Source organism: Kitasatospora sp. NPDC004289 (assembly GCF_053602875.1).
Genome location: NZ_JBSGEL010000007.1, coordinates 1 through 21,599, shown reverse-complemented (window position 1 = coordinate 21,599; position 21,599 = coordinate 1). Strand labels below are relative to the sequence as shown.

At 73.0% G+C, this 21,599-nt stretch carries 16 protein-coding genes; 5 read left to right on the top strand and 11 right to left on the bottom strand.

Translation table 11 applies throughout. The features are described from left to right. Positions 1-36: 36 nt before the first annotated feature. Positions 37-1,227: an aminotransferase-like domain-containing protein gene (locus tag ACWEPF_RS06355; RefSeq protein ID WP_452171641.1), complete on the top strand. Its 1,191-nt coding sequence runs from the start codon at positions 37-39 to the stop codon at positions 1,225-1,227. Between the two features lie 77 nt (positions 1,228-1,304). Here ACWEPF_RS06355 and ACWEPF_RS06350 read toward each other — a convergent pair whose 3' ends face one another. Next, a complete protein-coding gene (locus ACWEPF_RS06350) occupies positions 1,305-3,815 on the bottom strand; it encodes a collagenase (protein WP_452171640.1) in 2,511 nt (836 codons plus the stop codon). Positions 3,816-4,093: 278 nt separating this feature from the next. Next, complete coding sequence (locus ACWEPF_RS06345; protein ID WP_452171639.1) at positions 4,094-4,846, bottom strand: metallophosphoesterase; 753 nt, start codon at positions 4,844-4,846, stop codon at positions 4,094-4,096. Between the two features lie 78 nt (positions 4,847-4,924). Between ACWEPF_RS06345 and pdxR the strand changes: the two genes are divergently transcribed. Further along, complete coding sequence (gene pdxR, locus ACWEPF_RS06340) at positions 4,925-6,337, top strand: MocR-like pyridoxine biosynthesis transcription factor PdxR (RefSeq protein WP_452171638.1); 1,413 nt, start codon at positions 4,925-4,927, stop codon at positions 6,335-6,337. 35 nt (positions 6,338-6,372) lie between these two features. Here the strand turns inward: pdxR and ACWEPF_RS06335 are convergent, their stop codons facing one another. From ACWEPF_RS06335 to ACWEPF_RS06325, 3 genes are read right to left on the bottom strand one after another with little or no spacing between them, the layout of a single operon-like run. After that, positions 6,373-6,951, bottom strand: coding sequence for a hypothetical protein (locus tag ACWEPF_RS06335; RefSeq protein ID WP_449798646.1), 579 nt, complete (start codon positions 6,949-6,951; stop codon positions 6,373-6,375). Beyond that, the gene (locus ACWEPF_RS06330) at positions 6,948-7,271 is read right to left on the bottom strand and encodes a hypothetical protein (protein ID WP_452171637.1); all 324 of its coding nucleotides are present in this window, start codon (positions 7,269-7,271) and stop codon (positions 6,948-6,950) included. The genes ACWEPF_RS06335 and ACWEPF_RS06330 overlap by 4 nt, the downstream gene beginning before the upstream one ends. Then, a complete protein-coding gene (locus ACWEPF_RS06325; protein WP_452171780.1) occupies positions 7,264-12,186 on the bottom strand; it encodes an HD domain-containing protein in 4,923 nt (1,640 codons plus the stop codon). Before ACWEPF_RS06325 ends, ACWEPF_RS06330 begins: the two co-directional genes overlap by 8 nt. A 169-nt stretch (positions 12,187-12,355) precedes the next feature. On the opposite strand from ACWEPF_RS06325, the gene ACWEPF_RS06320 reads away from it, so the two are divergent. Further along, positions 12,356-12,976: a hypothetical protein gene (locus tag ACWEPF_RS06320; protein WP_452171636.1), complete on the top strand. Its 621-nt coding sequence runs from the start codon at positions 12,356-12,358 to the stop codon at positions 12,974-12,976. A gap of 94 nt (positions 12,977-13,070) precedes the next feature. On the opposite strand, the gene ACWEPF_RS06315 is transcribed toward ACWEPF_RS06320, so the two are convergent. After that, positions 13,071-14,102: an aminoglycoside phosphotransferase family protein gene (locus ACWEPF_RS06315; RefSeq protein ID WP_452171635.1), complete on the bottom strand. Its 1,032-nt coding sequence runs from the start codon at positions 14,100-14,102 to the stop codon at positions 13,071-13,073. A 199-nt stretch (positions 14,103-14,301) separates the two neighbouring features. Here ACWEPF_RS06315 and ACWEPF_RS06310 point away from each other — a divergent pair, with 199 nt between their 5' ends. After that, complete coding sequence (locus ACWEPF_RS06310) at positions 14,302-14,976, top strand: scabin-related ADP-ribosyltransferase (protein WP_452171634.1); 675 nt, start codon at positions 14,302-14,304, stop codon at positions 14,974-14,976. 99 nt (positions 14,977-15,075) lie between these two features. After that, positions 15,076-15,585 carry a GNAT family N-acetyltransferase gene (locus tag ACWEPF_RS06305; RefSeq protein ID WP_452171633.1) on the top strand — a complete coding sequence of 170 codons (510 nt, stop codon included), beginning with the start codon at positions 15,076-15,078 and terminating at the stop codon, positions 15,583-15,585. Positions 15,586-15,589: 4 nt separating this feature from the next. Here ACWEPF_RS06305 and ACWEPF_RS06300 read toward each other — a convergent pair whose 3' ends face one another. The 5 genes from ACWEPF_RS06300 to efeB form a co-directional block, all read right to left on the bottom strand. Then, positions 15,590-17,092: an alkaline phosphatase family protein gene (locus tag ACWEPF_RS06300; protein ID WP_452171632.1), complete on the bottom strand. Its 1,503-nt coding sequence runs from the start codon at positions 17,090-17,092 to the stop codon at positions 15,590-15,592. Between the two features lie 174 nt (positions 17,093-17,266). Continuing rightward, entirely contained in the window at positions 17,267-18,019 is a 753-nt protein-coding gene (locus ACWEPF_RS06295) for a GntR family transcriptional regulator (protein ID WP_345288743.1), read from the bottom strand. Positions 18,020-18,050: 31 nt separating this feature from the next. Continuing rightward, positions 18,051-19,214, bottom strand: coding sequence for a magnesium and cobalt transport protein CorA (locus ACWEPF_RS06290; RefSeq protein WP_345288744.1), 1,164 nt, complete (start codon positions 19,212-19,214; stop codon positions 18,051-18,053). 86 nt (positions 19,215-19,300) lie between these two features. Then, positions 19,301-20,131, bottom strand: a complete 831-nt coding sequence (gene efeU / locus ACWEPF_RS06285; protein ID WP_452171631.1) for an iron uptake transporter permease EfeU — start codon at positions 20,129-20,131, stop codon at positions 19,301-19,303. 45 nt (positions 20,132-20,176) lie between these two features. Then, the gene (gene efeB, locus ACWEPF_RS06280; protein WP_452171630.1) at positions 20,177-21,472 is read right to left on the bottom strand and encodes an iron uptake transporter deferrochelatase/peroxidase subunit; all 1,296 of its coding nucleotides are present in this window, start codon (positions 21,470-21,472) and stop codon (positions 20,177-20,179) included. Positions 21,473-21,599 lie beyond the last annotated feature (127 nt).

Here is a 21,599-nt window from a genome sequence, read left to right as displayed (position 1 = left end):
GTCGAACCGGACCGGGTCACCTCGTACGCTCGGGACATGACCAGAGCCGAGCTGCCGTCGTTCGCCAGCCGGGCCGCCTCCGTGGCGCCCTCCGCCGTGCGGGAGATCCTCGCCCTGACCGCCCGCCCGGAGGTGGTGTCGTTCGCAGGCGGGCTGCCGGCCCCCGAGCTGTTCGACGTCGCCGGGCTCCGCGCGGCCTTCGACCGGGTACTGGCGGAGACTCCCGACCAGGCGCTGCAGTACTCCACCACCGAGGGCGATCCGGCGCTGCGGGCCGCGATAGCCGAGCGGCTGACGGAGCGTGGGCTGGCGACCGGGGCGGAGGACCTGGTGGTGGCCACCGGGTCGCAGCAGGGGCTGACGCTGCTGATCACGGCGCTGCTGGAGCCGGGGGACGTGGTGCTGGTCGAGGATCCGTGCTACCTCGCCGCGCTCCAGGCCTTCGCCTTCGCGGGGGCCCGCGTCGTGCCGGTGCCGACCGACGAGCAGGGGCTGGTCCCGGAGGCGCTGGAGGAGGTGGTGGCGGCCGAGCGGCCCAAGCTGCTCTACCTGGTGCCCAACTTCCAGAATCCGACCGGCCGTACGCTCCCCGCCGAGCGCCGCCGCCGAGTGGCCGAGCTGGCCGGGCGGTACGGCTTCTGGATCGCCGAGGACGACCCGTACGGCGAGCTGCGCTTCGACGGGGAGCCGCAGCCGTGGATCGTCGGACTGCCCGGGGCCGAGGACCGCACCGTGCTGCTGGGCTCCTTCTCCAAGGTGCTCGCGCCGGGCCTGCGGCTCGGGTACCTGCGCGCGCCGGCCGCGCTGCGCCGGGCCTGCACGGTGGTCAAGCAGTCGGCCGACCTGCACACCTCCACCATCGACCAGGCCGCCGCCGCCCGGTACCTGCGCGACGCCGACCTGGACGCGCACCTCGCGAAGATCACCGCGGCCTACCGGGAGCGGCGCGACGCGCTGCTCGCCGGGCTGCCCAAGGCCCTTCCTCCGGGCAGCAGCTGGAACCGGCCCGAGGGCGGCATGTTCCTCTGGGTGACCCTGCCCGAGGGCTACGACGCCACCGAGCTGCTCGCCACCGCCGTCCGGCACGACGTGGCGTACGTCCCCGGTGCCCCGTTCCACGCCGTCGACCCGGACCCGCGCACCCTGCGGATGTCCTTCACCACCCACTCCCCCGAGGAGATCGAGGAGGGCCTGCGCCGTCTGGCCGCCGCTTTCGCCGAGCACTGAGGAAGCGAGCCGAAAGCCCCACCCACCGGGTCGCGGTGGGCGGGGCCGTTCGGTTCAGCGGGAGGTCAACCGGCCGCTCAGAACTCGGTCTTGACGGTGACGCCCTCGAAGCTCTTGGCCGCGAAGAGGCTGATGTAGACGTAGCCGGCCGGCGGCTTCTTGATGGTGAGGGTCTCCGCGTTGCCGGTCTTCACCGAGCGGGCGGTCCAGTCGGAGGTGGTGGCCCAGCCGTTGGGGTTGTAGTAGAGGTCGGCCTCGCCGGTGCCGCCGGAGACGGTGATCTTCAGCGAGTTGACCTTGGCCGGGAGGAAGACGAAGAAGGCGCTGTGGTTCCCCGCGGTGGCGGAGACGTTCGAGCGCTGGCAGTTCTTGCCCAACTCGTCCGTCCGGGCCGAGGTGCACTCGCCCTTGGGCGGCGCCACCACGGTGACCGGCTTGCTGGTGCTGGCGGTGGCGCCCTTGTCGTCGGTGACGGTGAGCTTCACGGTGTAGGTGCCGGCCGCGGTGTAGACCTTGGTCGGGTTGGCCGTGGTGGTGGAGGTGCCGTCGCCGAAGTCCCAGGCGCGGGAGGCGATGCTGCCGTCCGGGTCGACGGAGACGTCGGTGAAGTTGACCGACAGGCCGGTGGCCAGGGCGGTGAAGCCGGCCGAGGGGGCCTGGTTGACCGGGGCGGTGCTGCCGCAGTCGCCGGCCGCGCACTTCGCCAGCCAGGCGGCGAAGTCGGCGTCGTAGCGGGTGCCGATGGTCGAGGTCAGCAGGGTGCGGGCACCGGCCCAGTCACCGGTGCGGTACTCGGCCAGCAGCGCGGTCACGTCCTGCGGGTGGGACTGGAGCAGGTAGCGCACCGCCAGGTAGCCCCACTGGTAGACCTTGGTGGAGTCGGAGTTGTCGTAGGTGGTGTCGAACAGCGTGCTGAGCTTGTACGTGTTCTTGCCGGCCTCGGTGACCGCCCGGTCGTACGTGACGCCCCGGTAGGAGTAGGAGACGTACTCGGCGAAGCCCTCGACCCACATCACGGTCGGCGTGGTCTGCCCGGCCCTGAAGTCGCCGTACATGTCGAAGCGGCCGTCGAGGTAGTGGGTGTACTCGTGGTTCAGGTTCCAGATCTGGAAGTCCGGGCGGAGCCACTCCGCCTCGTAGGCGACGAAGCGCGGCTGGTTGCCGGCCACCTCGGGCTTGCCCTCCAGGTACATGCCGCCGTTGTCGGTGGAGATGTCGAAGATCTTCCCGGCGTAACTCTTGTAGTCGGCGCTGGAGTTGAAGACCACGACCTCGATCGAGGTGTTGTTGTCGTCCGCCACCGGGCCCTTGTCCTGGACGACCTTGTGGAAGTAGGCGTCCTGGCTGGTCAGGCTGGTGCAGGCCGCGGCCAGGTTGGCCTCGGTCATCTCCTGGGCGACGATCCGGATGCTCGGGCTGCAGGTGTACTTGACCGTCAGGACGGCGGCCTTGAGCTTGGCGGCCAGGTCGCAGACCTCGTAGAAGGCACAGTTGGCCTGGTCGTAGGAGTCGGCCATCTCGGCCAGCGCGATCCAGAGCGAGCCGGTGCGGCCGGTGATGCTGCTGCGGCCGAGCAGCTCCTTGACCAGCGGGCGGACCGTCGGCTTCAGCGCGTCGTGGCGCAGGAAGCGGCCGAGCTCGCGGCCGGCGTTGGCCGCCAGGTACCACTGGTCGGTGCCGAGCAGGTCGTCGTGGGCGACGGCGAAGTCGCGCAGCACGGTGAACAGCGCCGGGTCGGCCTGCGCGGCGGGCAGGAAGTCGTCCATCTGGTGGCCGCGGAACAGCACGTTGTAGGCGTTGTTGGTCGCGGCGACCATGTACCACGAACTGTTGTAGGAGTTCGTGTAGTTGGCCAGCAGGCGCTTCACCACGTAGAGGTAGCGGGCGTTGCGCTGGGAACTGTCGATCAGGGTGACGGTCTCGGCCAGGATGTTGCCGTTGGCGTCATTGGCGTCGGCCGAGCGCGGGGCCGCGAAGAAGGCGTCGAGTGCGCCCTCGATGGAGCTCTTCAGGGCCGGGCCGTAGTCGCCGACGGCGGTGTCGTACCACTGGACGAAGTAGCCGGCCCGCAGGAAGAGCACCAGCTGGAGGGTGGACGTGCTGTTGTCGCCGGGGTAGTTGGCGACATTGGCGCGCAGCGCGTCGGCGATGGTGACCATCTGCGCCTCGCGGAACGCGGCCCGGGCGTCCGCACCCTTCAGGGTGAAGAGGGTGTTCACGCAGCCGGGCTCGGCCGACTTGACCTGCTGGACCAGCGCGGCGCCGGTCTTGGACGTGAAGTCGGAGACGGTGCAGGCGGCAGCGGCCGCCGCGGCGGCGCCGGCCGAGAGCTTGGAGCGGATCTGCTCGCTCTTCGCGGGGGTCTCGACGGTCTGGAACGGGGCGCGCTGCGCCGCGTCGACGGCGCCGTGGCCGTCCTCGGCGCGGGCGTCCCGGGCGATGGAGGAGATCGCGGGCTGCGGGGCGGCACCGGCGCGGGGCGCAGGGACGGGCTGCGGACCCTTGGTGTCGCGGGCCGCGGCCCTGGTGGTGGGGGTGAGCAGGGCAAGACCCAGACAACAGATCAACGCGGCTACGAGGAGCCGCACGAGGTCCTTCGTCGTGGGGGAACTACGCATGGAGTGGCCTCCGGGCCGGTCTGCGAGCCGTGATTCGGGGCACGGCGTCTGAGGGTGCGGACCGTGAAGGGCGACGGGAGTGGTGCTGTCGTTCTGCCGCCTGACGTGAACACGGTGGGGAGTGTGCCATGTACCATGGCACACATCACATGGCTCCGAAAGGGGTACGTGAAGGTTTCCTGAGAGCCTGACATCCCCTCAGTTGCCGTCTCCCGTGCACCGCTTGGCTGGTTCGTGCCCCGCTCGTCTCAGCAGCTGCGCACGTGCGTGGCGAAGCGCCCCTCACCGTCCAGGACGTGGAACGCCACCGCCGGCGGCAGCCCCCGGTGCACGTGCGCGTCCGGGGTCGGCCGCGCCTCCCAGGGGAGCCGCGCGGTCGACACCACGCCCGGGGCCACCACCAAGGGGCGGCCCGCGAAGGTGGTGGCGGTCGACAGGTGGGCGTGCCCGCAGAGGAAGGCCGCCACGTGCGGATGGCGGGCGGTCACCGCGGCCAGCCGCTCGGCGCCGAACTGCCGCAGCCCGTCCAGGTACGGGATGCCCAGCGGCACCGGCGGGTGGTGGAACGCGACGAAGGCCGGCACCCGCACCGAACCCAGCGCGCCGTCCAGCCACTCCAAGGTCCCCTCGTCCAGCCACCCGTCGTCCCGCCCGGGGCGGGTCGAGTCGCAGAGGGCGACGGCGAACCCCTCCGCGACGTGCAGCCGGTTCACGGGTGCACCGTCCGCCCCCACGGGGTCCTCGCCCAGCAGGACGGAGCGGAAGGCCGCGCGCTCGTCGTGGTTGCCCGGCAGGACCAGCAGCGGGTGACGGGTGCTCAGCAGCTCCCGGGCCTCCCGGTACTCGGCCGGGCTGCCGTGGTCCGCGACGTCACCGCTGACCAGCACGGCGTCCAGGTCGTACGGCAGCGCGTCGAGGTACGCCATCACCGCGCGGGTGCGGTCGGCGGCCCGCGGCGAGCCGTCCAGGTGGGTGTCGCTGAGGTGGGCGATGACGGGCACGGGGCTCTCCAAGGCGGTTCACGAGAGGGACGCATCTCACGCTAAGCAGCTTCCGGACCAGGGGTAAGGTCCAGTTCCATGGCGGAGGACTGGTCCAGTACGTCGGCGAACCACGCGCCCCGTGCGCTCGACCTGCACCTGGACGTCGGTGCCCTCGGCCCGGGCCGCCGGCAGGCCGGGCTGGAGCACGCCCTGCGGACCGCCGTCCGCGAGGGCCGCCTCGGCCCCGGTTCGGCCCTGCCCTCCACCCGGGCCCTGGCCCGCGAACTCGGCCTGGCCCGCGGCACCGTCACCGCCGCCTACGACCAGCTGGTGGCCGAGGGCCTGCTGCTCACCCGGCCGGGCGCGGCCACCACCGTCGCCGAACTCCCGCCCACCGTCTCCGCGTTCGCGGCCGCCGCCCGCCCGGCCCCGCCCGTCCTCCACGACCTCGGACCCGGCACGCCCGACGGCAGCGCCTTCCCCGCCCGGGCCTGGCTGGCCGCCACCCGGCGGGTGCTGGCCGGGGCCCGTCCCGCGGACTTCGGCCCCGGCGACCCGCAGGGCCGGCCCAAGCTGCGTGCCGCTCTGGCCGCCCAACTCGGCCGCACCCGAGGGGTGTTGACCACGCCGGACCAGGTGGTGATCACCTCGGGGTTCTACCAGTCGATCGGCCTGCTGGCCGAGGTGCTGCGGGCCTCCGGCGTCACCGAGCTGGCGGCCGAGGACCCCGGCCACCGCACCTACCGTGAGGTGGTGGCCCGCGCGGGGCTGCGGGTGCTGCCCGTCCCGGTGGACGGCGACGGCGCCCGGGTGGAGACCCTGACGGCACCGGCGGTCCTGCTCACCCCCTCGCACCAGTACCCGACCGGTGTGCCGCTGCACCCCGACCGCCGCCGGGCGCTGGCGAGTTGGGCCCGCCGCACGGACGGCCTGGTGATCGAGGACGACTACGACGGCGAGTTCCGCCACGACCGCCGCCCGGTCGGCGCCTTCCAGGCGCTGGCCCCCGACCGCACGGCCTACTGCGGCAGCGCCTCCAAGACCCTCGGCCCCGCCCTGCGCCTGGGCTGGCTCGCCCTGCCCCCGCACCTGGTGCGCCCCGTGGTCGAGGCCAAGGAGCGGGCCGACCTCTACACCGAGACCCTCGGCCAGCTCGTGCTGGCCGAGCTGATCGACACCCACGCCTACGACCGGCACATCCGCGCCGCCCGGCTCCGCTACCGCCGGCGCCGCCTCCTGCTGCACCGGCTCCTGGACCGCCACCCGGACTTCACCCCGCACGGGGTTCCCGCCGGACTGCACACCCTGGCCACCACCGACCGCGAGGAGGCCGCCCTGCTGGCCCGCTGCGCCGAACTCGGCATCGCCCTGCGCGGGTTGACGGAGCTCCACCACGACCCGGCCGCCGCCGCGGGCCGCCCCGGCGGCCTGCTGATCGGCTTCGCCGCCACCTCCGACCACGGGTTCGAGCGCGCACTCCACGCCCTGGACGAGGCGCTCGCCCCCTGACCCGCCCTGACGGAGCGGTACCGGCTACCCGCGCCTCACTGCTGGGCGCACTTGCCCACCGCCGTCACGGTCCCGGGGGCCAGCCGCTTCTCCTCGCCGTTCACCTTGAGCACGATCCCGTCCGGCCCGGCCGAGACCAGATCGCCGCACACCTCACCGACCCGCACCGGGTGCGCGGGCGCGGGCGGCGCCCCGAACCAGGCCACCGCCACGGCCGCCGTGACGGCCACCAGACCGCCGACGCAGCACCAGGTCGCCCTCCGCAGACCCTTGGTGACCCGTCCGATCTCCCGGTCCGTCCAGGCCCGCAGTCGCGGCCCGTTGCGCAGGATGGTCTCCCCCGGGCTGCCGTGCGCGGCCCGGACGGCGAGCAGCGTCCCGGAGACCAGCAGCACGAAGGCGGTGGCGACCGCGATGCCCGCCAGGTTGCGCAGCCCGTCCGGGAGTTCGGCCAGCCCGTCCCTCCCCTTGAGGACCGTCAGCACGGCCACCAGGGCGGCCAGGCCCGACAGCCCGTTGCGCCAGCCCTCGGCCTGCTTGCGCAGCTCCGGCAGCTGGGTGAACTCCAACTCCCGTGCCAGCGCCTCCCATCGGCGGTCCGCCTGCTCGCTCACGGCGCCACCCCGATCTGCCAGCTCGCGCCGCAGCCGGCGAACGGGGCGTTCGGCGCCATCCCCGGATGGGGGTAGCCGCACTCGCAGTAGTGCACCTCCGGCAGGGGCTCGGCGGGCACCGCCCGGTTCCGCCGGAAGATCGCCTTCGTCCCGGTGCCCGCCAGCCCGTGGGCCCAGTTGGTCTCCGTCCGCCCCTGGCACCGCGGGCACGGGCCCACCACTCGGACGCCCTTGCCGTCCTCCGTGCGCGTGTAGTCCGCCTGCGGCGCGTCGGGCAGCCGCTGCTCGACGTACGGCTCCTCGAACCTGTGCTCAGCCATCCTGCTTCCGTTCTCCCAAGTCCAGCCCGAACATTCCCCGGTAGAGCTCCAGCCGGTCCCAGACCCACTCCTCGCCCTCCCCGATCTCCCCCGCCACGAACGCCACGTGCTCGCGGCTCACCCGCCCCGTGACGGCCGGGAGCAGCCCGTCCAGGTACACGGAGAGGATCGCGAAGTCCTGCCAGAGCGGCAGCACGTCGGGCCGCTCCGGCACCTGCGGCGCCGGGCCGAGCGGGAGGTAGGGCTCGATCCGCCGCCACACCTCGGCGACCGACTCGCCGAGCCGGCCGGCGATGCTCACCAGGTCCAACGGCACCAGCGGAGTGCCGGAATCGCTGACCCGGTAGTCGTCCTTCAGCGCTGCGCGGGTGGGTGCGTCGCACGAGGCGGAGTGCAACGCGGCGATCTGCTCGGACGTCAGCTCCGGTACCAGCGCGCCGAAATCGCGGACCCTCGCCAACTCCCGGTACGCGTCCCCGGGGTCGCGCCTGCCCTCCAGGCCGGCGAACTCGGCCAGCAGCTCGCCGGTCAGCTGCTTCCACTTCGGCTGGTCGGCGGGGAGATCCACCCGCAGGGCGAACGGATCGGGCTCGCCGGTCTCCAGCAGAGCCCTGCTGTGCTGCGGGCCGGGCCGGAAGCCGGCGAGGCCCGGTGGAAGCTCCGGGCAGGGGAGCCCGAACCGGTCCGCCATCGTCCGGGCCAGCGCCCAGACCTCCTCCAGCGGCTCGCCCAGACGCCGCGCAGCGGCGAACAGGCCCGCTTCGGTCATGCGCTCGGCCGGAGTGAGCCTGTCCTCGCCCTCGGAGGTGCCGTTCGCCAGCACGACCTTGGCTTGGAGGCGCAGCTCCCGCCACTCCTGGATCAGCTCGCTCCCGGGCGGCAGCGGGACACCCAGCCGGCTCAGCTCCGCCGCCGCCTCGACCACCTTGTCGGGGTGTGCGAACAGGCTTGCCCGCACCATTGCCCCGAGCCCGGTCTCCGTCTGCTCCCGATCGGAACACATCGCGGCCGTGACCCGGGAGGGAATCAGCTCGTCCAGTGACTCCCCTCGCTCGGGCCCCGGAGCACGGGCCAGGCCCAACTCCCCCGCCAGCTCGGCGACGAGCTCGGCCGCCCGCCGCACGGTGATCTCCAGCTCGCGCGCCAGGGCCACCTCCGCCAGGGGCAGCAGCTGCCAGCCGTCCTCCCGGCGGACCATCAGCTTCGTGAGCGCCGAGCGCACTTCGGCGGGGAGTACCGACCAGGCCGTGACCGCCGACCGGTCCGGGCACCTCCACCCGAGCCAGCCGAATGCCTCCAGGGTGTCCAGAACGGCCACCACGTCACCGTCCGGAGCCACTTCCAACACGTCCCAGTACGTCGTGACCCGACCGGTGTCGACGTACAGCATGCCGATCTCCGCCGCCGTGGTCACGTGGTCCCGGTGGTGGTCCGGGACGGTGGGAAGCTCCAGGCCGTGCAGCGGCGCGAGCCGGTGCAAGCGGTCGACCAGCTCACCCAGCGGTCGACGGAGCAGCATGGACGCCCAGAGCAGGCCGTCCAGCTCGGAGTGCCACATGCGTGGGAAGAAGCTCCGGTCCGTCTGCTGTGCCGGCAGCCTCCAGTCGAGCGCGTCGATCAGGGGCAGGTCACCGTCGGACAGGCCGACCCGTGCCAGCTCCGGTGTCAGGCGTGGAGCGGCCAGCTCCGGGTGGCAGATCCGCAGAGCGCGTCCCTCACGCTGGAAGTCGCCCAGGCTCAGACCCCGGCCGGAGGCCTCCCGCAGGACCGCCTTCCAACCGTCGGCCAGGACCTCGGCCCTGGCGATGTCCCCGGGTGCGGCGACGGGGTAGCCCGTGAGGAGGCGCGGCGGCACCTGCCGCTCCGAGGCCCGGGCCGCCCACCGGGCGGCCGTGCGCCAGTCGATGAGCGCGGAGGACAGGGAGTCGGAGAGCCCGTGCAGGTCCGTGGCATGAGGGGCTCGGTCGAGATGGCACCAGCCGGCCTCGCCCAAGCGGACGTAGCGGCCCTCCTCCTCCCGCTCCACACTCACCGGCACGGCCAGGCCCCGGTCCTTCAGCCTCGGCCAGAGAGCCCGGGCCAGGGGGAGTTCACGGAGCTCCAGATGCCAGAACCACTCCATGCTGATCCGGGGCCAGGCGATCAGCGCGTCGAGCCCCGCCAGGCACGTGACCGTCTCCCACTCCCGGTCGTACCCCTGCAGCGTCTTGCGGTCCACGCTCAGCCGCCCGGCCCGCGGCCCGGTCAGGTTCAGCACGTACCCGGTCGGCCACCGGTCGGAGACGATGCCGTCGCAGAGCACGGCCCCGTTCCCCCGCACCCACCAGAGCGTCCTGTCCACCGCCGGCTGGGCGTCCCCGTCGGCGTTCCACGGGCCCGGGCGCAGGACGTCCGCCACCCACTCCTCCGCCAGGTGCCCGTCCCTCGCCTCCATCGCGAACTCGCTGACCGCCACCTGGCGGTCCAGCGTCGCCACGCAGGACAGCTCGGCCAGGTCCGCGTCCTGGCGCAGGTAGAGCCGTACCCGGGTGCCACCCTCCGGGAGGTCGTCCTCCGTGGGATCGGTCTGCTGCTGGATCCGGAAGAGGCTGCCGCTGCTGGGGATCTCCACCCGCAGCGCGTGCGGGGCCACCGCGCCGTCCGGGAGGACCTCGCGGGTGACCACGGTCATCTCCTCGGCGAGCATGAAATAGCTCAACACCCCGATCCCGAAACGCGAGTTCGGGTAGAGGCGCAGCTCCGGGTCGTGTCGCAGCCAGGCCGCCTGCTCCCGCCGGAAGGACCGCGACTGCTCGAACCGCCGCCCCGCCCGCGTGAACGTCGACTTCAGCTGCTCACGGCCCATCCCCACACCGTTGTCCCGGCACTCCACGTACCGCCGCCCCGCCCCGTCCACCCCCTGGGTGAAGGCGATCCGCCCCGTCCACGGCACCGGCACCGGCCCCTTGGACCGCAGGTACCGCCAGCGCATCTCCCGGTAGCGGCAGGCGTCCATCGCGTTCTGGTACAGCTCACGGATCGCCAACTCCGGCTCCCCGTACAACTGCCGACCCATCAACAGCTCCCGCACCTCCGACTGCGCCAACTGGAAGCGCAACAACGGGACCTCGTACCGGGCCCGCCCGTCCCGCGAGCCCGCCTCCAGATGGTTGTCGGTCACGCGCTGCGGAACGGCCGCCAGCAGGTCCGCCTCCCGGGCCGGCAGCCGTTCGCGCCCCCGGCCGATGCCCTCCGCGATGCGGTCGGCCCGCTCGACGACCTCGGCCATCGCGGCGTGCACGGCCTGGTGCGGACTCACCAGGTACAGGTGGAGAAGCCCCTGGGCGTCGCGTTCCCACTCCGTCTCCCGGACCACCCGCAGCAGGAGGTCGGGCGTCACCGGGTCGGAGACCGCCAGGTGGTCGGCGACCACCGAAGGCAGCGCCCGCGCGTCGGCGGCCAGGGCGGCCGCCAACCGGAGCAGGGCCGCCAACGGACGGATCCGCAAGGACTGCGCGGCCAGGCCGAACGGGCGGATCCGGACCTCCTCCCGCACCGCCTCCGACTCGGCGGGCAGGTCGAGCCCGATCTGGCCCGCCAACTCCCGCAGTGCGGCGACGAACTCGGCTGAGCGCGATCCGGCCACCAGCTCCGCGAACTCCCCGGCCGCCCGCGCCGGTACGGCGACCGCGTCCGTCTCGAACCGCTCGTTGACCCACCGGTGGGCCAGCCAGAGCGCCAAGGCCTCGGCGTCCCCGGGCCGATTGCCCTCCTGGCAGCGTTCCAGCCGGCGGGCCAGGTGGCGGTAGTGGTCGTGCACCTGCTCCAGGTGACGTCTCAACTGTCCGCCGCCCGGGCGGCGTTCGGCGCTCAGCGGCTCGATCTCGGCCAGCTGCAACCAGCGGTCGGCCCGCGCCTGCTCGTGCAGGAAGGGCGCGGCGGCGAGTGCGGCGACCTCGACCGGCAGGCAGCTGCCCCGGCCCCGCGGCAACAGCTGCGGCAGGACCCGCAGCAGCCGCAGCGGGAAGTCCTCGTCGGCCCACGGGTCCGGAAGCCGGGACTGCGCACGGTGCACCGACCGCGCGCAGTCCCGCACCAGCTCCACCAGGACCTGCCGCAGCCGATCGACGACCTCCTCCTGACCGGGCGCCACCACCTCCCAGAGGGCGGGTGCCGTGACCGCCGCCTCCCACTCCTTCAGCAGCTGCCGTCCGCCGCAGATCTCGGTCCCCCTGGCCGCCTCCTCCTGATCGGCGCCGTAGCGGATCCAGGCGTCCTGCCGGTGCCCCGCCATCGCCGCCGAACGGACCGTCCTGGCCCGGGCCGCCTCGAACACCTCCTGGACCGTCCTCGGAGCGGAGAGCGAACCGAGCGCCTCGGCGAGGCCGCGGGTGAAGAAGCTTCCCTCCTCCGAGTAACCGCTGCGCTGGCCCGGGGAACAGCCGACCACGACGGCGTAGCGGCCGACGGGCTGGCCCCGGGTGACGGCGGTGCCGAACCCCTCGTCCGCCCCGTTCAGCGAGTCGCGGCAGGCGTCCATCAGCCAGAGCACCAGGCCGGCCCGGCAGTCCGTCAGGTAGTCACTGACGTCGGCCGGGAGCAGCGACTCCAGGTGCGAGCGGCGCCACGGCCCCTCCACCGGGGCACGGGCGTCGGCCGGAACGAGGTAGTCGGTGCGGCCGTGGCGGACGCCGTGGCCGGAGAAGTACAGCAGGAAGGTGCCGCCCTCGGGGACGGCGGAGGCCGCCTCCTCGATCGCGGTGGCGATGCCCGAGCGCCCGGCCTCCCGCCCGGTGACGGTCTCGACGAGGTACCCGGACTCCTCCAGCGCCGTACGCATCGCGGCCAGGTCGGCGGCGACCGGCTCCGCGAGCGACCCGAACTCCCGCTCCGCGTCGGGGGTCTCCCCCACGCCGATCAACAACGCGTGCCGCACCTCAGCCAAACCCCACCCCTTGATCGCTCCCCCGGCGGACGAGCCTATCCGCCCTGGAGCGGAGGACGTGCCGCACGGTGCGGAACGGGGAGGAGTGGGAAGCATCCGAACGGCGTGCCACCCGACACCCCGTCAGAACGGCCCGCCCCGGACCCGGGAGACCACCTTCATGCACCTGCGCCACGCTTCCGTCCTACTGCTCACCGCGGCCCTCCTCACCGCCTGCGCCTCCACCACCGCCGCACCGGACGCCGCGACCTCACAGCCGGCTGCCCCGCCCTCCCCTCCCTCCCCGACCGCCTCGCCCTCGCCCACCGTCGTCACGACCCCCAGTGCCGCCTTACAGGACGTCGCCGCCGCGCTCGGCGACCAGGGACGGGGCGGACCGTTCACCGATGTGTTCGGCAGCATCGTCCTGAACGGGCCCGGCAACACCGTGACCCTCTACGCCACGGACGAGAGGCGGGCGAGCGCACTGATCACCGCCGCGAAGGCCGCCCAGCCGGAGATCGACACCACCCTGGTCCGCGTCGTCAAGTGCCCCTACTCGCGGAAGCAGATCGACGCCGTCATGGACCGGATCATGGACCGCTCCCAGGCCGGGGCACTCCCCTTCACCGTCCAGGAAGCCTCGATGGAGTACGACGCCTCCGGCATCAAGGTCGGCGTCGAACCGGCCGGAGTGGACTCCCCCGAGCTACGACAGGCCCTCACCCACCTGACCGACGGCATCCCGGTCACGGTCTCCCCGGCCCGCCCGGGCTCCGACCTCCTCGGCGGGCACCCGTAGTCCGCCACCAGCGCTCATGGGTGAGCGTCCCGTGCGGTGGACGCGGCCGTCTCGGGCCGTCTATCGGATTCGGCGGGCCCGCCCGTGCTTCGGGCTACGGGCGTTCGGCCGGGACCGGGGGGAGGGTGGGCCAGCGGGTGAGGACGGCGTTGCGGAGGTCGGCGCAGAGAGTGGCCAGGGCGGTCAGGTCGGGGCGGGTCGAGGCCAACTGGTGCACCACGCCGAGGCGGTGGGTCAGGCGGCGGCGGGCGGTGGTGGTGCCCCAGGTCCAGTCGTGGGCGGGGAGACGGGCGAGGTGGTCGGTGGTGCCGCGGTCGGCGCGGGGGACGAGGGCGTCGCCGCGGAGGAGCCAGCCGGTGCAGGCGTCGGTGAGGTCGGTGTCGTCGAGGGGGACGCCGGTCGCGGTGTGCCAGGCGGTGCGGTAGGCGCTCTCCGCGCGGGAGAGCAGCGGGTCGGGGGCGGAGGTGACGCACCAGCAGGTGGGGAACCCGATGCGCAGGTAGGCGAGTTCGACCAGTCCGCTGCCGAGGGAGGCCTGTTCGAAGTCGATGAAGCGGACCCCGTCGGGGGCGTGCAGGTCGTTGCCGGGGCAGGGGTCGCCGTGGAGCAGGGCGTGGCCGGGGGCGTGGCCCAGCCGGTCGACGAGCTCGCCGAGGGTGGTGGCCAGGCCGGCCGGGGCGGGGACGCCGAGGGTGGCGGCCAGGGCGAGGAAGGAGTCGACGTCGGCCCGGGAGGGGCCCTGCCAGCGGGGCAGTGCGCCGGCGTCCTGCGGGCCGGCGGTCGCGTGCATCCGGGCGAGGGCCTCGGCGTAGGCCACGATCCAGTCCCGGGACGGTCGTTGGTGGTCCAGGTGCTCGAGGACGAGGACCCGGGCGGCGGGGTCGGCGCCCAGGACGGCGGGCACCACCGGGGTGGAGGCTCGGGCGGCGATCCGCAGCCCTGCCAGCTCGCGGGTGTAGCGCTCCTCGGCGTCGGCCCCCTCCACCGCCTGCTTCACCACCGCCGGACGCCCGTCCAGCTCGACCCGCCAGACGCGCGAACGCGGGCTGCTGACCAGGCGGCGGGCGCGCTTCGGCGAGCCGAGTTCAGCGCGCAGCTCATCCCCGAACGGCACTCGTGACCACATCCGGCCATCCTCGCACGTGGCCGAACGAACGTCCGTGAATATCCGATCGCCTTGTGGGACAACGGACTTGTCACACTGATCGGCCTGCCACCGCCCGGTAGCCCACAGGGGTGAGGGCGGACCGTTTCGGCAGCCCCGGTGATCATCCGGCGCTGTAGAAAGGCCCCGTCCCCCGTTGATCACCTGATGGACTCTCACCATGCTCAAGGCCGCTCTGCGCCTCGCCGCCGCCACCTCCCTCGCCCTCGCCTCGCTGGCCGTCACCACCCCGGCGGAGGCCGCCGGCCCCGACACCGGCCCGTGCGGCCCGGTCGGGCCCGTCCACCTCTCCGACTGGTGGCGCACCACGACCTCGACCTCCTCCACCCTCGTCCCGGACGTCCTGCACGCCTCCGTGACGGAGAACTGGCAGTGGCGCGAGGACACCAACACCCTCTGGCGCGGCGACACCCGGGAGACCGTGGAGCAGATCTTCGAGGACGGCTTCACCCCGCGCGGCGACTACCTCGCCCCGCTGGACGAGTACATCGTCAAGGGCGGCGGCCAGAACACCGCGCACCTGAGCACCAGTTGCGAGAAGTGGGTGGCCCAGAAGTTCGCCACCTACGGCGCCGCCAAGACCGGCTGGGTCTACGAGATCGAGGCCCCGGGCGGCATCGACGTGAACGCCACCGCCGCCGTCAACGGCTACCAGTCGCCCTACCTCTGGAACAAGGAGATCGACTTCCCCGGCGGCATCACCGGGGAGCACATCAAGGGCGCCTGCAAGTTCCGCCTCCTCTGGACCGACCCCGAGACCCGGGTCAACACCTACGACAACCTCGGCTGCAAGACCAACGCCCACTTCGACCCGGCGGCCGCCGTCTCGCACTGACGCCCCTACCGAGGCCTGGGTGAACTCCCGACCGGACTACGGACGTTCACCCAGGAAACGGGGAAGCGTCAGCCGGGGAGCTGGCGTAGCGTCCTCGGCATGTCCGAGATCCGGCTCCAGCTGCTCCGTCCCGACCACGCGTCCGCGGTCCTCGCCTTCGAGCGGGCGAACCGGGCGTACTTCGCCGCCTCCGTCCCCGACCGCGGGGACGAGTACTTCGCCGCCTTCGGCGAACGCCACCGCGCGCTGCTGGCCGAACAGGCGGCCGGGGTCTGCTACTTCCACGTGCTGCTGGACGAGGCCACCGGCGAGGTGCTGGGCCGGTTCAACCTGGTGGACGTGGCCGGCGGCGAGGCGGAGCTCGGGTACCGCGTGGCGGAGGGGGCGGCCGGCCGCGGGCTGGCCACCGCCGGCGTGCGCGCGCTCTGCGAACTCGCCGCCCGGGACTACGGCCTGACCGCGCTGCGGGCCGGCACCACGGTCGGCAACGCCGCCTCGCGGGCCGTGCTGGCCCGTACGGGGTTCGCCGTCACCGGGGAGACGACGCTCGGCGGTGGCCTCCCGGCCCTGACGTTCCGTCGGGGGCTGGACCGGGAGGCCACCGCCTGACGGATCAGGCGCCGTAGACCCGGACGTTGTCCAGGACCCAGTACCAGTTGTTGCTGCCGGTGTAGCGGAAGCGCAGGCGCAGGTCGGTGGCGCCGGCGGGGACGGTCAGGGTCAGGGTCTGACGGCCGTTCACCAGGGCGCTGTAGGAGGCGATCTGGACGGGGGTGCCGCCGCTCCAGGAGGCCAGCACCTTGGCGGTCTGGGAACCCTCCTGCTGGTAGTAGCAGGTGTACTCGACCTTGACGGTGGTCAGGCCGGAGACCGGGTAGGCCGGGCTGACCAGGGTGGTGTCGTAGTTGCCGGAGAAGGACTTGTCGGCCCACTCGTCGGAGTCGGCGACCGCGAAGACGTTGCGGGAGCGGACGTTGAGCTCGCGGTACTGGTCGCGCTGGGTCTTGGTCCAGAACTCGTCGGTGGTGAAGGACCAGCCGCGCCACTCGGTGACGCCGCCGGTGCCCATCGCCGAGTTGTCCACCGACCAGCCGCTCGGCGGGGTGTGGGTGAAGCCGAGCACGCCGGCCGCGATGCCGGTCTCGTCCACCCGGCCGGTGAGCTGGGGGCGCAGCGAGTCGAAGGCGTCGGGGGTGAGGCTGGAGACCGGGGCGCCGTCCAGGCCCCAGGCCGGGTCGATGGCGATGCCGAGGTGGGCCAGGGCGGTGGGGGCGATGTCGACCATCCGCACGTCGTAGCGGACCGAACCGGCGGTCAGACCACCGCCGTTGGCGATGACGAAGGTCTGCCGCTCCTCCCAGGTGGAGCCGCCGTGGCCGCCGGTCGGGGTGTGGCCGTGGTCGGCGGTGACCATGATCAGCCAGTTCTCCTGGGCGTACGTGGCGCGGGCCCGGACGGCGGCGACGATCTGGCCGACCTGGGCGTCCACGCCCTTGATGGCGTCCAGGTAGGCCTGGCTGGCGGAGCCGCTGGCGTGGCCGGCGTGGTCCACGTTGTCGAGCTGGACGAAGACCGCGTCCGGGTTGGCGTCCCTCAGCTGGGCGACCGCGCGGGAGGTGGTGCCGGTGTCGTACTCGGCGCTCGGGGTGGCGATCCGGGTGTCGACCTTGGAGGAGTAGATGGTGTTGGGGATCGAGGCCCAGGAGGCCACCACGTAGGTGGACAGGCCCGGGCGGGCGTTCTCGGCGCGGGTCAGCCAGTCCGGGTAGGCCGCGAAGTTGGGCGCCGTGAAGTTGTTGTTGACCACGTTGTGCTTGTCCGGCCAGACGCCGGTGGCGATGGTCGACCAGCCGGGGCCGGAGGAGGTCTCGGCCATCGGGTTGGCGTAGAGGCTGCTCGCGGAGGTCATGCCGCCCGCCATCAGGGCGTCCAGGTTCGGGGCGTCGGCGTCCTTGATCCGGTTGAGCATGGTGCCGTCCAGGCCGATGACCAGCACCTTGGGGGTGAGGGCGGTGGCGGCGAGCGCGGTCCGGGCGAGCGGGCCGGCGGTGAGGGCGGCGGCAGCGGTGCCGGCGGCGCCGAACAGCACGCTGCGGCGGGGGAGTCCTGCGGTCACGGCGTTCTCCTGGGGAAGCGTCGGGAGCGGGGCGGGGCGCCGACCAATGTCCGGCCGGCCGGTGGCGCGGTCTCCCCCAATCGCCGTACCACGCATGAACACCGCCCGAACTTCGGTCCAGACCCGTTATCTTCTCGTGACCGTACGGGCCCGCACGCGCTGCCCTCCGGACCGTCAGGTGACGGGCCCCAGCTGGGTGGTGAAGCTGAAGCGGTCGCCGCGGTAGAGGGAGCGGACGCGCTCCAGCGGGACGCCCTCGGTGTCCTGGGTGAGGCGGTGCAGCAGGAGCATGGGCAGGGCGGGCGGGGTGCCGATCAGCAGGGCCTCGCGCGGGGTGGCCAGGACGGTCTCGATCCGCTCCTGCGCGCCGCCGAAGCCGATGCCGAGCTTCTCGGTGAGGAAGGCGTAGAGCGAGGAGGACGGGTCGAACTCCTCCTCCAGCGAGGGCAGCCGGGCCACCGAGAGGTAGGTGCTCTCCAGGCCGACCCGCTCCCCGTCGGCCAGCAGCACGCGCTCCAGGTGCCAGACCGGCGCCCCTTCCGCCAGCCCCAGCTGCTGCGCCAACTGCCGCTCGGCGCCGAGTCGTTCGAGTCCGATCAGGGTGCGGCCCGGCACCCTCCCCTGGCGCCGCACGCCCTCGGTGTAGCTGGCCAGCGACAGCGGCTGCTCCAGCTTCGGCCCGGCCGCCACCGTCTGCCGCCCCCGGCGCCGCACCCGCCCCTGGATCAGCAGGTCCCGCAGCGCCTGCCGCAGGGTCTCCCGGGACACCTCGTACCGCGCCGCCAGCTCCCGCTCGGTGGGCAGCGCCCCGCCCTCCCCCAGCCGGTCGAGCAGGGCCTCCAACTCGGCCTTGACGGCGTAGTACTTGGGCACCCGTCCGTGCTCGGGCACTCCGGATCGGTTCGGCAGGTCGGCGGCGTTCTCCACCCCGCCATCCTCTCAGCCCGGGCGGACCGGCTCAGAGCCAGTCCCGGCGCTTGAAGACCAGGTAGAGGCCGGTGCAGACCAGGGCCATCAGGGCGATGGCGAAGGGGTAGCCGTAGACCCACTCCAGTTCGGGCATGTGGGAGAAGTTCATCCCGTAGACGGTGCCGATCAGGGTCGGGGCGAAGAGGATGGCGGCCCAGGAGGAGATCTTCTTGATCTCGTTGTTCTGGGCGTGGCCGGCCTCGGCGAGCTGCTTCATCTCCTCGTTCTGGGCCTGGGAGACCAGGGTGGCGTTCAGGACCAGGACGTTCTGGAGCAACTGGCGGAAGTTGTCGACCCGTTCGGCGGCGGTGGTGGCGTGGTCGGCCACGTCGCGCAGGTAGCGCTGGAGCTCCTCGTCGGTGCCGTACTTGCCGAAGCCGGCCTCCAGGCTGCCCATGATGTCCAGCAGCGGCCGGGTCGAGCGCTGGAACTCGATGACCTCGCGGGAGAGTTCGTAGATCCGGCGGGAGACGCCCGGGTCGCCGCCGAACACCTCGGTCTCGATCTCGTCGATGTCGTGCTGGAGGCCGGCGATCACCGGGGCGTAGCCGTCCACCACCGCGTCGAGCACGGCGTAGAGCACCGCCTCGGGGCCGAGCGCCAGCAGCTCCGGGTCGGCCTCCAGGCGGCGGCGCACCACCGAGAGGTCCGGGGCCTGCGAGTGGCGCACCGTCAGGACGAACTGCGGGCCGACGAAGAGGTGGATCTCGCCGAAGTCGACCTGCTCGGTCTCGTCCAGGTAGCGGGCGGCCCGCAGCACCACGAAGAGGGTGTCGCCGTACCGCTCCAGCTTGGGGCGCTGGTGGGCGACGATGGCGTCCTCGACCGCCAGGTCGTGCAGGCCGAAGCGTTCGGCGGCCTCCAGGACCTGGGCCTCGGCCGGGCGGTAGAGGCCGATCCAGGCCATGGTGCCCGGCTCCCCGGGCACCTGGCGGTAGACCTCGGGCAGGGTGTCGGCGCCGGCGATCCGGCGGCCGTCCCGGTAGACGGCGGCGTCCACCACGGAGCGCTCCAGGGAGACCCGGGGCTCCTCCCGGCCGCGTTCGGAGCGGGGGTCCATCGAATGCTCCGGTGCCCGCTCGGCCGACCGGCCGTCAGTGCGGGAGAAGGGCCGCAGACCGGCTCGGGCCGCGCGGGAACGCCAGTCGGACATGGGAAGGACCTCCGCCGACCAGTCTGGGACGCGACGACCCGCCGCGCACGGTGGCGCGGCGGGTCGGGGTGACGCGGAGGGGTGAATCAGGCGGCGGGCGCCGGGGCCGGCTTGACCGGCGTGTTCTGCTGACGGGTGAACAGCACGACCGTCGGCGCCAGGTAGAGCAGCCAGACGGCGACCTGGAGCACCGTCGGGTCGGGCTGGAAGTTGAACACGCCCTTGAGCAGGGTCCCGTACCAGCTGTCCTTGGGGATGACCGAGGAGATGTCGAAGGCGAGGGTGTGCAGACCGGGCAGCCAGCCGGCCTCCTGGAGGTCGTGCACGCCGTAGGCGAGCACGCCGGCCGCGACGACGATCAGCATCCCGCCGGTCCAGGTGAAGAACTTGGCCAGGTTGATCTTCAGGGCGCCCCGGTAGAACAGCCAGCCGAGCACCACGGCGGTGAGCAGGCCGAGCGCGGCGCCGACCAGCGGACGGATGCCGTCGCTGGTCGCCTGCACCGCGGCCCAGATGAAGAGCGCGGTCTCCAGACCCTCGCGGCCGACCGCCAGGAAGGCGGTGAGCACCAGGGCGAGGGTGCCGGTGGCCACGGCCGCGTCGAGCCTGCCGTGCAGCTCGGCCTTGAGGTGACGCGCCGTCCGGCGCATCCAGAACACCATCCAGGTGACCAGGCCGACCGCGATGATCGACAGTGAGCCGCCCAGCGCCTCCTGCGCCTCGAAGGTCAGCTGCGAGGAGCCGTAGGTGAGCAGGGCGCCGAAGGCCATGCTGAGGCCCACCGCGACGCCCACCCCGGTCCAGACCGGAGGGAGCGCTTCGCGGCGCCCGGTCTTGACCAGGTAGGCGATCAGGATGCAGACCACCAGGCTGGCTTCCAGACCCTCGCGCAGGCCGATCAGGTAGTTGCCGAACACGCGCGTGTCCTCCGTTTCAATGCTGGTGACGGGTGGTCAGGGGGGTCAGCCGAGGAGCGACTGGCCCCACCACTCGCCGGGCTTGCGGACGCCGGGCGGGCAGGCGAAGTGCGCCGAACCGACGTGCTGGATGTACTCGTTGAGCGCGTCGTTGGCGGCCAGCCGCCGCTGGACGGTGACGAAGCCCTTGCGGGTGTCGCGCTGGTAGGCCAGGAAGAACAGGCCCGCCTCCAGGCGGCCGAGGCCGTCGGTGCCGTCGGTGAAGGAGAAGCCGCGGCGCAGCAGCTGGGCCCCGCCGTTGCTGTCCGGGTGGGCCAGGCGCACGTGCGCCTCCTTCGGCATGGCCGCGAGGTCGGGCGCGTCGTGCTCCTTGGACTTCCCGAACGGGGCGCCCTCGCGCTTGGTCCGCCCGAAGATGTCCTCCTGCTCCTTGAGCGGGGTGCGGTCCCAGGTCTCGATGTGCATCCGGATCCGACGGGCCACCAGGTAGGAGCCGCCGGTCATCCAGTCCGGGCCGTCGCCGGGCGCGGACCAGACGTGCTCGGCGAGGGTCTTGTCGTCGGTGCCCGCGATGTTGCGGGTGCCGTCCTTGAAGCCCATCAGGTTGCGCGGGGTCTGCGCGTCCGGGGTGGTGGAGGAGGTCTTGCCGAAGCCGAGCTGGGACCAGCGGACGTTGACCACGCCCATGCCGATCCGGGCCAGGTTGCGGATCGCGTGCACCGCGACCTGCGGGTCGTCGGCGCAGGCCTGCACGCAGATGTCACCGCCGCTGCGGGCCGGGTCCAGCGCGTCGCCGGGGAACTTGGGCAGCTCGATCAGGCCCTCGGGCCGCTTGGCCTTGAGGCCGAAGCGGTCCACCCCGTCCTTCTCGAACAGGGTCGGGCCGAAGCCGATGGTGAGGGTCAGCCGGGACGGCGGCAGGCCGAGCGCCTCGCCGGTGTCGTCCGGCGGAGCCTCCGCCAGACCGGTGGCGCCGGTGCCGACCTCGCGGCCGCCGGTCATCACGGCGGCCGCCTTGGTCCACTCCTTCAGCACCCGCACCAGCGCGTCGCGGCTGGTGGTGGAGACGTCGAAGGCGGCGAAGTGCAGCCGGTCCTGGACCGGGGTGGCGATGCCGGCCTGGTGCTCCCCGTAGAAGGGGACCTCGGGGACGGCCTTGAGCGCGGCCTCGGCCTGCTCCGACGAGTCCCGGGTGGCCGCGGCCACGGTGCCGACCGCGGCGGCGCCGAGCGCCACCCCGGCACCGGCCCAGCCGATCACGGCACGGCGGCTGACACCGGCGGGGGCGTCCGCCTCGGTGGTCGTCGCGACGGCCGCGGCCGTCTCCTGCTGCTCGGTCATGACTGCCCCTCGGGCTCTCGGACTCTCGGACTTCAGTTGACGACGGTGGCGGCGGCGAGCTTGGAGAGCGGCTCGGCCAGGGCGTTGACGGCGTCCGAGAAGGCCTTGCGCTCGGTGTCGCCGACCT